12 protein-coding genes are annotated in these 15,376 nt (G+C 71.4%); 4 read left to right on the top strand and 8 right to left on the bottom strand.

All coding sequences use genetic code 11. The annotated features are described in order from the left end of the window. Positions 1 to 123: 123 nt before the first annotated feature. Entirely contained in the window at positions 124 to 1,053 is a 930-nt protein-coding gene (locus ACULK2_RS07120; protein ID WP_445969224.1) for a LysR family transcriptional regulator, read from the top strand. A 60-nt stretch (positions 1,054 to 1,113) separates the two neighbouring features. On the opposite strand, the gene rbfA is transcribed toward ACULK2_RS07120, so the two are convergent. The 4 genes from rbfA to nusA all read right to left on the bottom strand — a co-directional run bounded on the left by rbfA (position 1,114) and on the right by nusA (position 5,880). Further along, positions 1,114 to 1,572: a 30S ribosome-binding factor RbfA gene (gene rbfA / locus ACULK2_RS07115; protein ID WP_445969225.1), complete on the bottom strand. Its 459-nt coding sequence runs from the start codon at positions 1,570 to 1,572 to the stop codon at positions 1,114 to 1,116. 130 nt (positions 1,573 to 1,702) lie between these two features. Beyond that, positions 1,703 to 4,537, bottom strand: a complete 2,835-nt coding sequence (infB, locus tag ACULK2_RS07110) for a translation initiation factor IF-2 (protein ID WP_501044975.1) — start codon at positions 4,535 to 4,537, stop codon at positions 1,703 to 1,705. A 44-nt stretch (positions 4,538 to 4,581) separates the two neighbouring features. Further along, positions 4,582 to 4,827 carry a YlxR family protein gene (locus ACULK2_RS07105; protein ID WP_445969227.1) on the bottom strand — a complete coding sequence of 82 codons (246 nt, stop codon included), beginning with the start codon at positions 4,825 to 4,827 and terminating at the stop codon, positions 4,582 to 4,584. Between the two features lie 54 nt (positions 4,828 to 4,881). Then, entirely contained in the window at positions 4,882 to 5,880 is a 999-nt protein-coding gene (gene nusA / locus ACULK2_RS07100; RefSeq protein ID WP_445969228.1) for a transcription termination factor NusA, read from the bottom strand. A gap of 176 nt (positions 5,881 to 6,056) precedes the next feature. On the opposite strand from nusA, the gene ACULK2_RS07095 reads away from it, so the two are divergent. Both ACULK2_RS07095 and ACULK2_RS07090 read left to right on the top strand, forming a co-directional pair. Then, entirely contained in the window at positions 6,057 to 7,187 is a 1,131-nt protein-coding gene (locus ACULK2_RS07095) for a glycosyltransferase (RefSeq protein ID WP_445969229.1), read from the top strand. A gap of 71 nt (positions 7,188 to 7,258) precedes the next feature. Then, entirely contained in the window at positions 7,259 to 8,764 is a 1,506-nt protein-coding gene (locus tag ACULK2_RS07090) for an alanine/glycine:cation symporter family protein (RefSeq protein ID WP_445969230.1), read from the top strand. Between the two features lie 78 nt (positions 8,765 to 8,842). Here the strand turns inward: ACULK2_RS07090 and ACULK2_RS07085 are convergent, their stop codons facing one another. Continuing rightward, complete coding sequence (locus ACULK2_RS07085) at positions 8,843 to 10,891, bottom strand: PhoX family protein (RefSeq protein ID WP_445969231.1); 2,049 nt, start codon at positions 10,889 to 10,891, stop codon at positions 8,843 to 8,845. A 288-nt stretch (positions 10,892 to 11,179) separates the two neighbouring features. Between ACULK2_RS07085 and ACULK2_RS07080 the strand changes: the two genes are divergently transcribed. Further along, a complete protein-coding gene (locus tag ACULK2_RS07080; RefSeq protein ID WP_445969232.1) occupies positions 11,180 to 11,986 on the top strand; it encodes a DUF1206 domain-containing protein in 807 nt (268 codons plus the stop codon). A 71-nt stretch (positions 11,987 to 12,057) separates the two neighbouring features. Here the strand turns inward: ACULK2_RS07080 and ACULK2_RS07075 are convergent, their stop codons facing one another. The 3 genes from ACULK2_RS07075 to ispG all read right to left on the bottom strand — a co-directional run bounded on the left by ACULK2_RS07075 (position 12,058) and on the right by ispG (position 15,348). Next, a complete protein-coding gene (locus ACULK2_RS07075; protein WP_445969233.1) occupies positions 12,058 to 13,824 on the bottom strand; it encodes a proline--tRNA ligase in 1,767 nt (588 codons plus the stop codon). Between the two features lie 70 nt (positions 13,825 to 13,894). Next, entirely contained in the window at positions 13,895 to 14,110 is a 216-nt protein-coding gene (locus ACULK2_RS07070) for a hypothetical protein (RefSeq protein ID WP_445969234.1), read from the bottom strand. A gap of 107 nt (positions 14,111 to 14,217) precedes the next feature. Next, positions 14,218 to 15,348, bottom strand: a complete 1,131-nt coding sequence (gene ispG, locus ACULK2_RS07065; protein ID WP_445969448.1) for a flavodoxin-dependent (E)-4-hydroxy-3-methylbut-2-enyl-diphosphate synthase — start codon at positions 15,346 to 15,348, stop codon at positions 14,218 to 14,220. Positions 15,349 to 15,376: the final 28 nt, after the last annotated feature.

The following is a 15,376-nucleotide window of genomic DNA, read 5'->3' as shown; positions in this document are numbered from 1 at the left end:
TCGATGCTCCTTTGCATGGAACGGGAGGGGGTGACGCGGCTCGCGTCATCGCCCGAGTCTGGCGTGCATTCTTCTGCAGACCAATGCCGAGATCCGCGACCGCGATGTGCGAAACTGCAGATCGTGCCATCCGCCCCGCCGCGCCGCTCGCCGAGCGCCGACGACCTCATCGTGCTGCTCGCCGTCGCCCGCGAGGGGCGGTTCACGAGTGCCGCCGAGCGGCTCGGCCTGAATCACACGACCATCGCCCGGCGCATCGACGCGCTCGAGCAGGCGCTCGGGGGTCACGTGCTCTCCCGCGGCGCCGCCGGCTGGGTCCTCACGCCGCTCGGGGAGCATGCGCTGGCCGCCGCCGAGGACGTCGAGCGGGCGATGCGACGGCTCTCCCCCGACGACGCGCCGGCCCTCGCCGGCATCGTGCGGCTCTCGGCGACCGACGGGTTCAGCGGGTTCATCGCGGCACCCGCCATGGCGGCGCTTCGCGAGCGTCATCCGGATGTCTCGCTCGAGATCGTCACGGCGCAGCGCCGCGCCGCGCAGCAGCGCGTCGGCGTCGACCTCGAGGTCGTGGTCGGCCGGCCCCACGTGCAGCGCGCCGAGGCGATCCACCTCGGCGACTACGTGCTCGGCCTGTACGCCAGCCGCGCCCTGCTCGCGCGCGACGGCGTGCCGTCATCGACGGCCGACCTCGAGGGCGCGCCACTGGTGTACTTCATCGAGTCGATGCTGCAGGTCGACGCGCTCGACGAGGCGCGCCGCTCGACGCGCGGCATGGTCGACGCGGTCGCGAGCACCAACGTGTACGTGCACGTTGCCGCGACGCGGGCCGGGGCCGGGTACGGACTGCTCCCGGCGTTCCTCGCGGACGCGCACGACGACCTGGTCAGGCTCCTGCCCGACGAGGTCGAGGAGCGCCTGCCCTACTGGCTCGTGTGCCGGCCGGAGGCGCTGCGCCAGCCGACGGCGGTCGCGTTCATCGCCGCGCTCCGGGCGCGGATGGCCGAGGCGCGCGAGGCGCTGCTCGGCAGCGTCGGCGCACCGACGGCCGGGTAGCGCCGACGGCGCCCACCCGCCGGTGGTCGAGCCCGCGGACAGCGCGTGTCGAGACCCCGATCAGGCGGACTCGGTCGCCTGCTCGTCGTCCTCGTCGAACTCGCGCGGCTTGACGTACGGGTCGGCGTCGCCGGCGTACTGCGCCGACGCCGCCACCGCGGACGTCTCCGCGTCGCGCTCGCGCGCCTCGCGGAGGAGTTCCTCGATGTGCTGCGCGTTCTCCGGGATCGCGTCGGCGATGAACTCGAGCGTCGGGGTCAGTCGGGCCGTGATGTTGCGGCCGACCTCGGTCCGCAGCATCCCCGTGGCGGCCTTGAGCGCGAGCGCCGAGTCGCGGCGCTCCTCGTCGGTGCCGTACACCGTGTAGAAGATGCTCGCGTGCTGCAGGTCGCCCGTGACGCGGACGTCGGTGATCGTGACGAACCCGAGGCGCGGGTCGCGGAGCCCCTTGTCGAGGCGTCGCGCGACGATCTCCTTGATGCGGTCGGCCATCTTCCTGGCCCGCTGCGGATCGGCCATGATGGCCTGCCTTTCCGTTCCGCCCCGGATGCCGCTGCTGCGGGCTCGGCCGGGGACGGTTCCTTCGGTTCTGGTGGAGGGGTCGGGGCCCCGCTCATCGTGTCGACGAACAGGGCCCCGCACCGAGGGCCTAGGCCCGCGGCTTCTCGCGCATCTCGATGGTCTCGATCTCGTCGCCGACCTGGATGTCGTTGTACTTGCCGAGGCCGATGCCCGCCTCGAAGTCCGTGCGGACCTCGGTGACGTCGTCCTTGAACCGGCGGAGCGATTCGATCGCGAGGTTGTCGCCGACCACGACGCCGTCGCGGATGACGCGCGCCTTCGCGTTGCGCGTGATCGTTCCCGACCGCACGATGACACCGGCGATGTTGCCGAACTTCGAGGAGCGGAACACCTCGCGGATCTCGGCGACACCCGACTGCACCTCTTCGAACTCGGGCTTGAGCATGCCCTTGAGCGAGTTCTCGATGTCGTCGATCGCGTTGTAGATGACGTTGTAGAAGCGGACGTCCACGCCCTCGCGGGCGGCGCGCTCGCGCGCCTTCACGTCGGGGCGGACGTTGAACCCGATCACGATCGCGTTGTCGATCGTGGCGAGGTCGATGTCGCTCTCGGTGACGGCGCCCACACCGCGGTGGAGGATGCGCAGCTGCACCGAGTCGTCGACCTCGATCTTCATGAGCGATTCCTCGAGCGCCTCGACGGCACCCGACACGTCGCCCTTGATGATGAGGTTGAGCGCCTCGACCTTGCCCTCCTCGAGCGCACGGGTGAAGTCCTCGAGCGAGATGCGCTTGCGGGCCTTCGCCAGCTGGGCGTTCCGCTCGGCGGCCTCGCGCTTCTCGGCGATCTGGCGGGCCGTGCGGTCCTCCTCGGTCACGAGGAAGGTGTCGCCCGCACGCGGGACGCTCGAGAGGCCCTGCACCTGGACGGGACGCGACGGCGTCGCGGCGACCACGGGGTCGCCGTTCTCGTCGGCCATGGCACGCACGCGACCGTAGGCCGTGCCGGCGACGATCGCGTCGCCGACCTTCAGCGTTCCGGACTGGATCAGCACGGTCGCGACGGCGCCGCGACCCTTGTCGAGCTTCGCCTCGATGGCCACGCCGCGCGCGTCCTTGTCGGGGTTGGCTCGCAGGTCGAGTCCGGCGTCGGCGGTCAGCAGGACCGCGTCGAGCAGGTCCTGGATGCCGATGTTCTCGCGCGCCGACACGTCGACGAACATGACGTCGCCGCCGTACTCCTCGGCCACGAGGCCGAACTCGGTGAGCTGCTGGCGCACCTTCTGGGGGTTGGCGTCGGGCTTGTCGATCTTGTTCACCGCGACCACGATCGGCACGTTCGCCGACTGCGCGTGGTTCAGCGCCTCGACCGTCTGCGGCATGATGCCGTCGTCGGCCGCGACCACGAGGATCGCGATGTCGGTCACCTGCGCACCACGGGCACGCATGGCGGTGAACGCCTCGTGGCCCGGGGTGTCGATGAAGGTGATGGCGCGGTCCAGCCCCTCGTGCTCGGTGTGCACCTGGTACGCACCGATGTGCTGGGTGATGCCACCGGCCTCGCCGGCGACCACGTTCGCACTGCGGATCGCGTCGAGCAGTCGCGTCTTGCCGTGGTCGACGTGGCCCATGACGGTCACGACCGGCGGACGCGGTGCGAGCTCCTCGTCCGACTCGTCCTCGAGCTCCTGGTCGAGGTCGATGTCGAAGCCCTCGAGGAGCTCCCGGTCCTCGTCCTCCGGGGAGACGACCTGGATCTTGTAGCCGAGCTCGGCGCCGAGCACCTCGAAGGTGGCCTCGTCGAGCGACTCGGTCGCCGTGGCCATCTCACCGAGGTGGAAGAGCACCGTGACGAGCGAACCGGGGTTCGCGTCGATCTTGTCGGCGAAGTCCGAGATCGAGGCGCCGCGGCGCAGGCGGATGACGGTGTTGCCGTCGCCGCGCGGGACGCTCACGCCGCCGAGCGACGGGGCCTCCCGCATCTCGAATTCCTGCCGCTTCGTCCGCTTGGACTTGCGGGCCTTGCTCTTGCCGCCGCCGCGACCGAACGCGCCGGCGGTACCGCCGCCGGGACCGCGACCGCGACCGCCGCCGCCCGCGGGACGCGGGCCGCCGAAGCCGCCGCCGGGCGCCCCGCCCGGACGGAAGCCGCCGCCGGCGCCGCCGCCGGGACGCGCGCCGCCACCGCCGCCGGGACGCTGGAAGCCTCCCGGACGACCGCCGCCGGCGCCGCCACCGGGACGCGGCGCGCCGGGGCGCGGCGAACCGGGACGAGGAGGCTGCGGCCGCGGGATGTTGCCCGGGCTCGGGCGCTGGCCCATGCCCTGCGAGCTCGAGAACGGGTTGTTGCCCGGACGCGGCTGGCTCGGGCGCTGGCCCATGCCCTGCGAGCTCGAGTAGGGGTTGTTGCCGGGGCGCGGCGCGCCGGGGCGCGGGCCGCCCGGACGCGGAGCGCTCTGGCCGGGCTTCGGCGAGCCGGGGCGCGCGACGTCGGCGGGCTTGGGCGCGCCGGGCTTGGGCGCGGAGCTCGGGCGAGGAGCCGACGGTGCGGCGGCCTCAGCCGGAGCAGCCGGTGCGGCCTTCTCGGACGCGGCCTTCTCGGCGGCCGCAGCGGCCGCCTTCCTCTCGGCCTCGGCCTGGCGCTCGGCGACGCTCATCGGGGCGTCGCCCTGCGGCGCGGCCGCGGGCTTCGGCGCCGGCTTGGGACCGGGCTTGGCCCCGGCGGGCTTGGGTGCCGCCGCTGGGGCCGTGTTCGCCGCGGCGCCCTCGAGGGCGGCCCGCAGGCGACGTGCGACGGGGGGTTCGATCGAGGACGACGGGCCCTTGACGTATTCGCCCATCTCCTTCAGCTTCTCGAGCGCGACCTTGCTGTCGACGCCGAGCTCGCTGGCGATCTCGTGTACGCGTGGTTTGGCAGCCACTTCTCTCCTGTTCCGGGTCCACCCCGAAACAGGGGGGACCATCAATGACGGACGGGTCTCATTTCGAGCCGCTCATGAGTTGTCCATTAGCCGTTCAGCCTGTTCTCCAGATCGGATGTGTCCAGCTCGCCGGTCACGCGGAGCGCGCGCCCGAAGGCGCGGCGTCGCTGGGCGAGTCGGAGGCACTCGAGCCTCGGATGGAGCCACGCGCCTCGCCCCGGGAGCACCGCCGACGTATCGGCGACGACTCGGGATTGCTGGGCGACGACCCTCAGAAGCGAGGACCGCGGGGCGCGCGAACGGCATCCGATGCACGTTCTGACGGGTTCCATCCTACACCTCCGGCCTGTGCGTCTCCGGACAACCCCCGGGAACGCGGCCGAGCGTCACGCCTGGTCGAGGATCGAGTCCGGCTGGATGTCGATCTTCGCGCCCGTGAGCTTCGCGGCGAGACGGGCGTTCTGGCCCTCCTTGCCGATGGCGAGCGACAGCTGGTAGTCGGGCACCAGCGCACGCACGGCGCGGGTGTTCTCGTCGATCACGTAGGCACTGGTGACCTTGGCCGGCGACAGCGCCGAGGCGACGAAGGTCGAGAGATCCTCGTTCCAGTCGACGATGTCGATCTTCTCGCTGCCGAGCTCGGCGGTCACCGCACGCACGCGCTGGCCGAGCTCGCCGATGCACGCGCCCTTCGCGTTCACCCCCGGCTGGTTCGCGCGGACCGCGATCTTCGTGCGGTGACCCGCCTCGCGCGCGAGCGACACGATCTCGACGACGCCGGAGGCGATCTCGGGCACCTCGAGGGCGAAGAGCTTCCGGACGAGCGCGGGGTGCGTCCGCGAGACCGTGATCGACGGCCCCTTCGCGCCCTTGGCGACGCTCGTGACGTAGACGCGGATCCGCTGGCCGTGGGGGTACTCCTCGCCGGGCACCTGCTCCTCGGGCGGCAGGATGGCCTCGACCGTGCCGAGGTCGATGTGCACCATCCGCGGGTTCGGGCCCTGCTGGATGATGCCGGCGACGATGTCGCCCTCGCGGCCGCGGAACTCGCCGAGGACGGCGTCGTCGGCGATGTCCCGGAGGCGCTGGTTGATGACCTGCTTCGCGGCGAACGCCGCGATGCGGCCGAAGTCGCTCGGGGAGTCCTCGGCCTCGCCGATGACGTTCCCCTCCTCGTCGTACTCGGGCACGTAGATCGACACGTGCCCGGTCTTGCGATCGAGGTGCGCACGGGCGCCCTTCGGGTTCGCGTGCCCGTGCTGGGCTGGGTTGGTGTGCTTGAGGTAGGCCATCAGGATCGCCTGCTCGATGATCTGCACCAGTTCGTCGAACGGGATCTCCTTCTCGCGCTCCATCATGCGGAGCACGCTGAGGTCGATGTCCATTCCGGCCTCCTCTATTCAGCTCTCATCCGCCTCCCCTCGAGGGCGGAACACTCAAGAGTAGCGGATGGCGTGACCCACCGTCATTCGAGGGTGGCATCCGCCGCGGCCCCCGTTGACAGGGCCGCCGCAGGTCGGGTGTCATGGGCTGACCCGCCGGCCGTCGGAAGGGATCCACCATGCCGGACATCGCGATCGTCACCGTCGACGCGGGCGGCAACGTGCCTCCCGCACTGCGCCTCGCGGACGAGCTCGCGAGTCGCGGTCACGGCGTGACCGTTCACGGCCACCGGCGGCAGGCCGATCGCGTGGCGGAGGCGGGGCACCGCTTCCGACCGCTGGAGTCGATCGGATTCTGGGACTCCAGCGGACCGCGCAGTATGACCCGGGCCGCGCGCGAGGCCGGTCGGCTCGCCGCCGATCCGTCGCTCGAACGCGAGGCGGCCGACGTGCTCGCGCGAGACGACCTGGCGGTGATCGACTGCCTGATGCCGACGGCGATCCGCGGCGCGCGCACGGCCGGGGTGCCCACCGCGGCGCTCTTCCACACGTACCTGTCGTTCTGGGAGCGCGCCTATCGGCTCGGACCGGCGGGCACGCTCGCCCGACTCCGCGGCGTCGACCCCCTCGACGAGTGGCGGCGGGCGGACCTGCGGCTCGTCGTCTCCGACCGCGAGCTCGACCCGGCGTCGACCGGATCCTCCCCTGCGGCGTCGGGCGATGCCGCCTGGGTGGGGGCGATCGAGACGGGGACGCCCGCCCGTCCGGACCCGGGCCCCCCGCTCATCGTGGTCAGCCTGTCGACCACGTGGTTCCCGGGCCAGACGGATGCCTACCAGCGCATCGCGACGGCGCTCGGCGCGCTGCCCGTCCGCGCCGTCCTGACCCTGGGCGGGCTCCGGCCGGATCGGGACCTCCGCACGCCGTCGAACGTCGAGATCCGGGACCGGGCCGACCACGGCGAGCTCTTCGCGCGTGCCTCGCTCCTGATCGGGCACGGCGGGCACTCGACGACGTTCCGCGCACTGGCCCACGGCGTGCCGGTCCTGGTGCTGCCGATGCATCCGCTGCTCGACCAGCCGGCGGTCGGCCGCAGCATCGAACGCGCCGGGGTCGGCGGGGTGCTCCCCCGCTTCGCGCGCGCCGATCGCATCGCCGCCGCAACCACCCGGCTCCTCGCCGACGCCGACCTGCGCCGGCGTGCGCAGGTGCTCGGCGAGCGGCTGCGGGCGACGGATGCCGCGACCTCCGCCGCCGACGCGGTCGAGCGGCTCGTGGTCGCGCGTCGATCGGGCTCCGCCACCACCTGAGGGACGCCCGTCGACCACGCCGAACCGCCGATTTCCCGAGGTTCGCTCGCGTCGCCTGCCATGCTGTGCGGATGGACGCGCTCAACGACCTCGTGCTCGCCGCGGGCGACATGCTCTGGACCTGGATCGTGCTGCCCGTGGTGGTGCTGCTCGGCCTCTACTTCACGGTGCGCTCGGGCGTCGTGCAGTTCCGCCTCATCCCCGAGATGTTCCGGACCCTCACCGACAGGACGCCGCGCGACGAGTCCGGCGAACCGCAGTCGGTGTCGGCGTTCCAGGCGTTCACGATCTCCGCGGCCTCGCGCGTCGGCGTCGGCAACATCGCCGGCGTCGGCACGGCGATCGCGATCGGCGGACCGGGTGCCATCTTCTGGATGTGGCTCATGGCCTTCATCGGCGGCGCCTCCGCGTTCGTCGAGTCCAGCCTCGGCCAGCTCTTCAAGGTCCGCGACAAGGACGGCTTCCGCGGCGGGCCGGCGTACTACATCGAGCGCGGGCTCAAGGCCCGCTGGGCCGGCATCCTGTTCGCCGTCATCCTCATCGTCTGCTTCCCGTTCGCGTTCTCGTCGCTGCAGGCGAACACGATCAGCGCCTCGCTGACGGGCGCGGTCGCGCCCGACGGCGGCGGCGAGTGGATCGCCTGGGTCGCCGGGGCCGTGCTCGCGGTGCTCACCGGCCTCGTCGTCTTCGGCGGCGTCCGCCGCATCGCGCACGTGACCCAGGCGGTCGTGCCGCTCATGGCGCTCATCTACCTGCTCGTCGGCCTCATCATCGTCGCCCTGAACATCACGCGACTGCCCGAGGTGTTCGCCTCCATCTTCACCGAGGCGTTCGGGTTCAACGAGGTGGTCGGAGCGACGCTCGGCACGATCATCCTGACGGGCGTCAAGCGCGGCATGTTCTCGAACGAGGCGGGCCTCGGCTCGGCGCCCAACGCGGGCGCGAGCGCGGCGGTCACGCATCCCGTCAAGCAGGGCCTCGTGCAGACGCTCGGCGTCTACTTCGACACCTTCCTCGTCTGCTCGATCACGGCGTTCATCATCCTGGTCTCGAACCCCGACCTCGCGAGCGCGGAGCGCGGGATCGGCCTCACGCAGGATGCGATGGTCGCCAATCTCGGGCCCTGGGCGAGCATCCTGCTCACGATCGTCGTGTTCCTGCTCGCGTTCAGCTCGATCCTCGGCAACTACTACTACGGGGAGTCGAACATCGAGTTCATCTCCCCGAAGCCCTGGCTGCTCACCACGTACCGGTCGCTCGTCGTCGTCGCGATCTTCGTCGGCTCGGTCGCGGCATCCGACCTCGTCTGGAACACCGCCGACGGGGTGATGGGCCTCATGGCGCTCGTCAACCTCATCGCGATCGCTCTGCTGTCGGGCGTGGCATTCCGATTGCTGCGCGACTACACGCATCAGCGGCGTCAGGGCCGCGACCCCGTGTTCACCCGCGACCTGCTCCCGGATGTCTCGGGCATCGAGTGCTGGGTCGACGAACGCTCGGTCACGGGCCCCATCGATGTCGCGACGGCGAAGCGCCAGGCGTCGAAGCACCGGGACCACGTGCACCACGAGGAGTAGCGGCGCGCGACGCGCACGCGGCGAAGGGCGGTGACGGATGCCGCGTGGCATCCGTCACCGCCTGCGCGACCGGCCGGCTCAGCCCTGCCAGACCTGCACGACGGACGGCCGCGGCGCGGCGACCTTGTCGCCGGAGTGCTGCTGGACGTAGTCGGGGAAGAGCGAGGTCTGCGCCCCGACGGCGCCGTTCTCGCCCGGGTGCTGGACCGCGACGAACACGAGGCCCTCACGGTCGTGGATCACGGGGCCGCAGGTCTCGGCCTCCCGCGGCACGGCGAGGAACTGCTGCACGTTGCCGCGCTGGTCGCCCTCGAGCGGCACGCGGAACAGGCCGTCGTTGTAGCCGATCGTGCTCGGCTGGCCGTCGGTCGAGATCCAGAGGTTGCCCTCGGAGTCGAACGCGACGTTGTCGGGGCACGAGATCGGCGACACGAGTTCCTTCGGGAAGCCGGCGAAGTAGGTGTACCCGGTCACCGCGGGGTCGCCGCAGAGGAGCAGGATGCTCCAGCCGAACGTCTCACCGGCCTGGCCGGCCGTCTCGGTCATCTCCACGACGTGGCCGAAGCGGTTGCCCGTGATCGGGTTGACCTCGTCGACGGCGGGGCCGCCGACCATGGCGCGGTTGGAGTTGTTCGTGAGCGCGAGGTACACCTTGCCGGTCAGCGGGTTCGGCTCGACGTCCTCCGGGCGGTCCATCTTGGTGGCCCCCACGAGATCGGCGGCGAGGCGGGTGTAGACGAGGACCTGCTCGGTGGTCATGCCCGGGACGACGCTCTCGCCGCCGCGCGTGAGCGCGATCCACTCGCCGACGCCGTCGAACGCGCCGTCACCCGGGAGCTCGCCCGAGCCGGTGATCTCGGCCGCGGGCGAGTTGCCCGAGAACTTCGCGACGAACAGGTCGCCCTCGCTCAGGAGTCGCATGTTCCGCTTGCGCGCCGCGGTCGAGGTCGCCGCGGTGTAGCGACCCTTCGACACGAACTTGTAGAGGTAGTCGTTGCGCTCGTCGTCGCCCATGTAGGCCACGACGCGGCCGTCCTCGGCGACGGTGACGTTGGCGCCCTCGTGCTTGAAGCGCCCCATCGCGGTGTGCTTCAGCGGCGTCGACGTCGGGTCGCTCGGGTCGATCTCCACGATGTAGCCGAAGCGGTTCGGCTCGTTCACGTATCCGGGGTCGTGCGCGTCGAAGCGTGCGTCGTACCGCTCCCAGCCGGTCTCGGTCGAGGTCGTCGATCGGCTGCTGTAGCGGCGCTGCTCGGCGGTGTCGGCGGCCCAGGCGAAGTAGCCGTTGAAGTTCTCCTCGCCGGAGAGCACGGTGCCCCACGGCGTGGTGCCGCCGGCGCAGTTGCCGAGCGTGCCCTTCACCCACCGCCCCTCGGGGTCGGCGGCGGTCTTCACGAGGTCGGAGCCCGCGGCGGGCCCGGTCAGCTCGAAGGTGGTCTCGACGGTCACGCGGCGGTTGCGCCTGCCGTCGACGACGTACGTCCACGGGTCGCCGACGCGCTCGCGCTTCAGCTCGACGACGGCCATGCCCATCGCGGCCTTGAAGACCTCGCTGCGCGCCCGCAGCTCGTCGGGGTCGGTCGTCGGGGCGAACATCAGCTCCGGGTTCACGTACTCGTGGTTGGTCACGAGCACGCCGGTCTTCCCGCTCGGGTCGGCGATGATGTCGAGGTAGTCGTTGTTGTAGCCGAACTGCCCGGCCTGCGCCGCGGCGGTCTGGTGGTCGAAGTCGAATGCCGGGACCGACGAGAACAGCGGGTCGCCCCAGCGGATGATCGGCTGCCAGCGGTAGCCGGCGGGCACCGTGAAGTCGTCGACGTAGCGACCGACGGGCGCGATCGGGTCGAAGCCGAGGCCCGCGGCGCCGGGCTTCGCCGCGAACGCCGGGCCGACGTTCCCGCCGCCCGCGGCGCCGCCGAAGACCAGGCCGATGGCGCCGGCGACACCGAGGCCGAGCACCGAGCGGCGCGAGATGGCCTGCGAGGCGATGTCGCGGAAGTGCGCGTTCGCGGAGGTGTTGCACTCCGGGCCGAGGCACGCGTCGGCGCACTTCAGGCGGCAGGTCACCGGCGAGCGCTTGCCGATCGCGTGCGAGACGGGGGTCAGGCGGAGTTCGGGGATGGTCATGGATGCTCCTCGTTCAGTGCGCGGCGGCCCGCCCGTCGGGCCGGAGGGTCGCGCCGAGCCTGTCGGTGCCGGATGACCCGCGCCCGACGCCACGGCATCGCCCGGGTGAACGCGCGGCGACCGATCCGGGAACCGACCCGCGGTCCGCGCGGCGCCGGATCCCGCTGTGCTCGATGCCCGGTGCGACGCCGCCCGCGCCCGCGCCCGCGGATACCACCGCGCGACGGCCGTGCGCAAGCGGGAACGGGGGCCTCGCTCGCTACACCGCGGCATCGCTACGCTGCGAGCATGATGACCGATACCGGCAAGGCCGCGGCCGACGCGGCACAGAACTCCAAGGCATTCCGCACCGCCGCACGCATCGGATACGTCGTGCTCGGCATCGTCCACATCGTGATCGGCGGCATCGCGATCTCGGTGGCCCAGGGGGCCGGTGGCGAGGCCGACCAGGGCGGGGCCATGCAGCAGCTCGCCAGCCTGCCCTTCGGGCTCGTCCTGCTCTGGGTGATCGCGATCGGACTGTTCGCACTCGCGATCTGGCAGGTGACGGAGGCGTTCCTCGTCCGCGACCCCGACACGAAGAAGAAGTGGGGCTACCGGGTCAAGTACGTCGGCACCGCGATCGCCTACATCTCGATCGGCATCACGGCGATCGTCTATGCGCGCGGAGGCAGTTCGAACTCCGACCAGTCGACGCAGAGCCTCAGCGCCCAGCTCCTCGCGACGCCGGGCGGCGTCTTCCTCCTCGTCCTCATCGGGCTCATCGTGATCGGCGTCGGCGTGGCGTTCGTCTACCGCGGCGCGACGAAGCGGTTCGAGAAGCACCTCGCGCTCCCGGCGGGCACGGCGCGCAAGGGCATCGTGACCTTCGGCACCGTCGGCTACATCGCCAAGGGCATCGCGATCGGCGTGGTCGGCGTGCTGTTCGTCGTCGCCTCGCTGACGCACGACGCCGAGAAGGCCGGCGGGCTCGATGCCGCGCTGAAGAGCCTCGCCGAGCTGCCCTTCGGCACGATCATCCTCTGGCTCGTCGGCGCCGGTCTCATCATCTACGGCGTCTTCTGCTTCGCGCGCGCGCGATACGCGCGCATGTAGGCGGATGCCGCATGCACGAGGGCCGGTACGGATCATCCGTACCGGCCCTCGTCACGTCGGGATCGAGGGCCTCAGCTGCCGAGCGCCTCGCGGACGCCGTCGATCGGCACGCTCGTGCGCTCGCCCGTGGCACGATCCCAGACCTCGACCACGCCGTCGGCGACGCCGCGCCCCGCGATCACGATCTTCGGCACGCCGATGAGCTCGGCGTCGGCGAACTTCACGCCCGGCGACAGCTTCGGGCGGTCGTCGAAGAGCACCTCGAACCGCGCCGCCTCGAGGTCGGCCACGACCCGCTCGGCGGCCTCGAAGGCCGCGGCGTCCTTGCCGGTCGCGAGCACGTGCACGTCGAACGGGGCGACGGACTCGGGCCACACGAGCCCCTTGTCGTCGTTGTGCAGCTCGGCGATGATCGCGAGGATGCGCGTCACGCCGATGCCGTAGGACCCCATCGTGACGGTCGCGAGCTTGCCGTTCTCGTCGAGCACCTTGAGGCCGAGCGCCTCGGCGTACTTGCGGCCGAGCTGGAACACGTGGCCGATCTCCATGCCGCGGGCGAGCTCGACCGGCCCCGAGCCATCCGGTGCCGGGTCGCCCTCGCGCACGCTCGCGGCCTCGATGGTGCCGTCGGCGACGAAGTCGCGGCCGGCGACGAGCCCGAAGACGTGCTTCTCGTCGAGGTTGGCTCCGGTGATCCACTCGGTGCCGTCGACGATCCGCGGGTCGACGAGGAAGCGGATGCCGGTCGAGGACTCGGCGCCGAGCACGGGGCCCTCGGGCGACCACGGTCCGATGTAGCCCTTCACGAGGCCGGGGTGCTTGGCGAAGTCCTCGTCGGTCGCCGGCTCGACCTCGGCGGGCGCGAACGCCACCTCGACGCGCTTCGCGTCGACCTCGCGGTCGCCGGGGATGCCGACGACCACGATCTCGCGCGTGTGGTCGGGGTGGGTGAGCGCGAGCACGACGTTCTTCAGCGTGTCGGCCGCGGTCCAGTCGCGACCGTCGGGGCGCGGGTACTCGAGGTTCGCGAGGTCGACGAGGGTCGCGATGGTCGGGGTGTTCGGCGAGTCGAGGATCTCGGCCGACGGCAGCCCGTCGAACGGGATCGGCTCGGGCGCCACGGTCGTGAACGCCTCGACGTTGGCCGCGTAGCCGCCCGCCGAGCGAACGAACGTGTCCTCGCCGACCGGCGTCGGGTGCAGGAACTCCTCGCTCTTCGAGCCGCCCATGGCGCCGGCATCCGCCTTCACGATGACGTAGTCGAGGCCGAGCCGGGTGAAGATGCGCTCGTAGGCGTCGCGCTGGGCCTGGTAGCTCGCGTCGAGCCCCGCGTCGCTCACGTCGAACGAGTAGGCGTCCTTCATCGTGAACTCGCGACCGCGCAGGAGGCCGGCCCGCGGCCGCGCCTCGTCGCGGTACTTGTCCTGGATCTGGTAGATCGTGAGCGGCAGTTCCTTGTACGAGGAGTAGAGGTCCTTCACGAGCAGCGTGAAGACCTCCTCGTGCGTGGGCGCGAGCAGGTAGTCGGCGTCCTTGCGGTCCTTCAGGCGGAACAGGGCGTCGCCGTACTCGGTCCAACGGCCGGTCTGCTCGTAGGGCTCGCGCGGCAGCAGCGCGGGGAAGTGCACCTCGTGCGCCCCCGCGCGCTCCATCTCCTCGCGGACGACGCGCTCGATCTTCGCCTTGACGCGCAGGCCGAGCGGCAGCCACGCGAACACCCCAGGCGCCTGGCGGCGGATGTAGCCGGCGCGCACGAGCAGCTTGTGGCTCGCGACCTCGGCGTCGGCCGGGTCTTCGCGGAGCGTGCGGAGGAAGAAGTTCGTCAGGCGTGTGGGCACCCGAAGATTCTACTGACGAGCGGATGCCGCCTCCGCGCGCCGTTCGGACTCCCGGCGCTGCGCCGCGCGGTCACACGTTCCCGTCGAGGTCCTCCTCGTCCTCCATCGCGAACTCGTTCAGCTCGGACTCCGCCGCATCGGCCTCGTCGGCGTCGGTGCCGGCATCACCGGCACCGCCCGCGCCTCCCTCCGCCACGGCGTCGTGGCCGACGCCCTCATCGAGCGTGCCGGTGCCGTCGGGGTAGCCCGCTTCGTCCGGGTACTCGTACTGCTTCTCGCCGCTCATCGTCTCCCCCTCCGTCGGCGCCGCTCGGGACGCCCGTGGCGGCCAGACTACGTGCGCCGGACGGGTGCGGACAGGGCTTGCGGCATCCGCCGCCGGGCATCCCTCGCCTAGGAGGTGACGACCGTCGGCGCGCCGACCGGCGCGTCGGCGCCCATCTCATCGGCGATGCGGTTCGCCTCGTCGATGAGCGTCTGCACGATCTCGGCCTCGGGCACCGTCTTGATGACCTCGCCCTTGACGAAGATCTGCCCCTTGCCGTTGCCCGATGCGACACCGAGGTCGGCCTCGCGCGCCTCGCCGGGCCCGTTCACGACGCAGCCCATCACGGCGACGCGGAGCGGCACGCTCATGCCCTCGAGCCCGTCGGTCACGTCGTTGGCGAGCTTGTACACGTCGACCTGCGCACGGCCGCACGACGGGCACGAGACGATCTCGAGCTTGCGCTCGCGGAGGTTCAGCGACTGCAGGATCTGCAGGCCGACCTTGACCTCCTCGACGGGCGGGGCCGACAGCGAGACGCGGATGGTGTCGCCGATGCCCTCGCCGAGGAGGATGCCGAAGGCGGTCGCCGACTTGATCGTGCCCTGGAAGGCCGGGCCGGCCTCGGTGACGCCGAGGTGCAGCGGCCAGTCGCCGCGCTCGGCGAGCATGCGGTACGCCTTCACCATGACGATGGGGTCGTTGTGCTTGACCGAGATCTTGAAGTCGTGGAAGTCGTGCTCCTCAAAGAGGCTCGCCTCCCAGACGGCCGACTCGACGAGCGCCTCGGGGGTCGCCTTGCCGTACTTCTGCAGCAGTCGCGGGTCGAGCGAGCCGGCATTGACGCCGATGCGGATCGAGACCCCGGCCTCCCTCGCGCGACGCGCGATCTCGCCGACCTGGTCGTCGAACTTGCGGATGTTGCCCGGGTTCACGCGGACCGCCGCGCATCCGGCGTCGATCGCCGCGTAGACGTAGTTCGGCTGGAAGTGGATGTCGGCGATGACCGGGATCTGGCTCTTCTTCGCGATGATCGGCAGGGCCTCGGCGTCGTCGCGGCTCGGCACCGCGACGCGCACGATGTCGCAGCCGGACGCGGTGAGCTCTGCGATCTGCTGGAGGGTGGCGTTGATGTTCGGCGTCGGGGTCGTGGTCATCGACTGCACGCTCACGGGTGCGTCGCCTCCAACGAGCACCTTGCCCACCTTGATCTGCCGGGACTTGCGCCGGGGCGCGAGGACTTCGGGGACCTTGGGCATTCCGAGATTCACTGCAGGCACGGTCTCG

The sequence above is a fragment of the Agromyces molybdatiresistens genome (assembly GCF_052748445.2).
The sequence above is the reverse complement of the archived record's forward strand: the minus strand, read 5'-3'. Positions and strand labels throughout refer to the sequence as shown.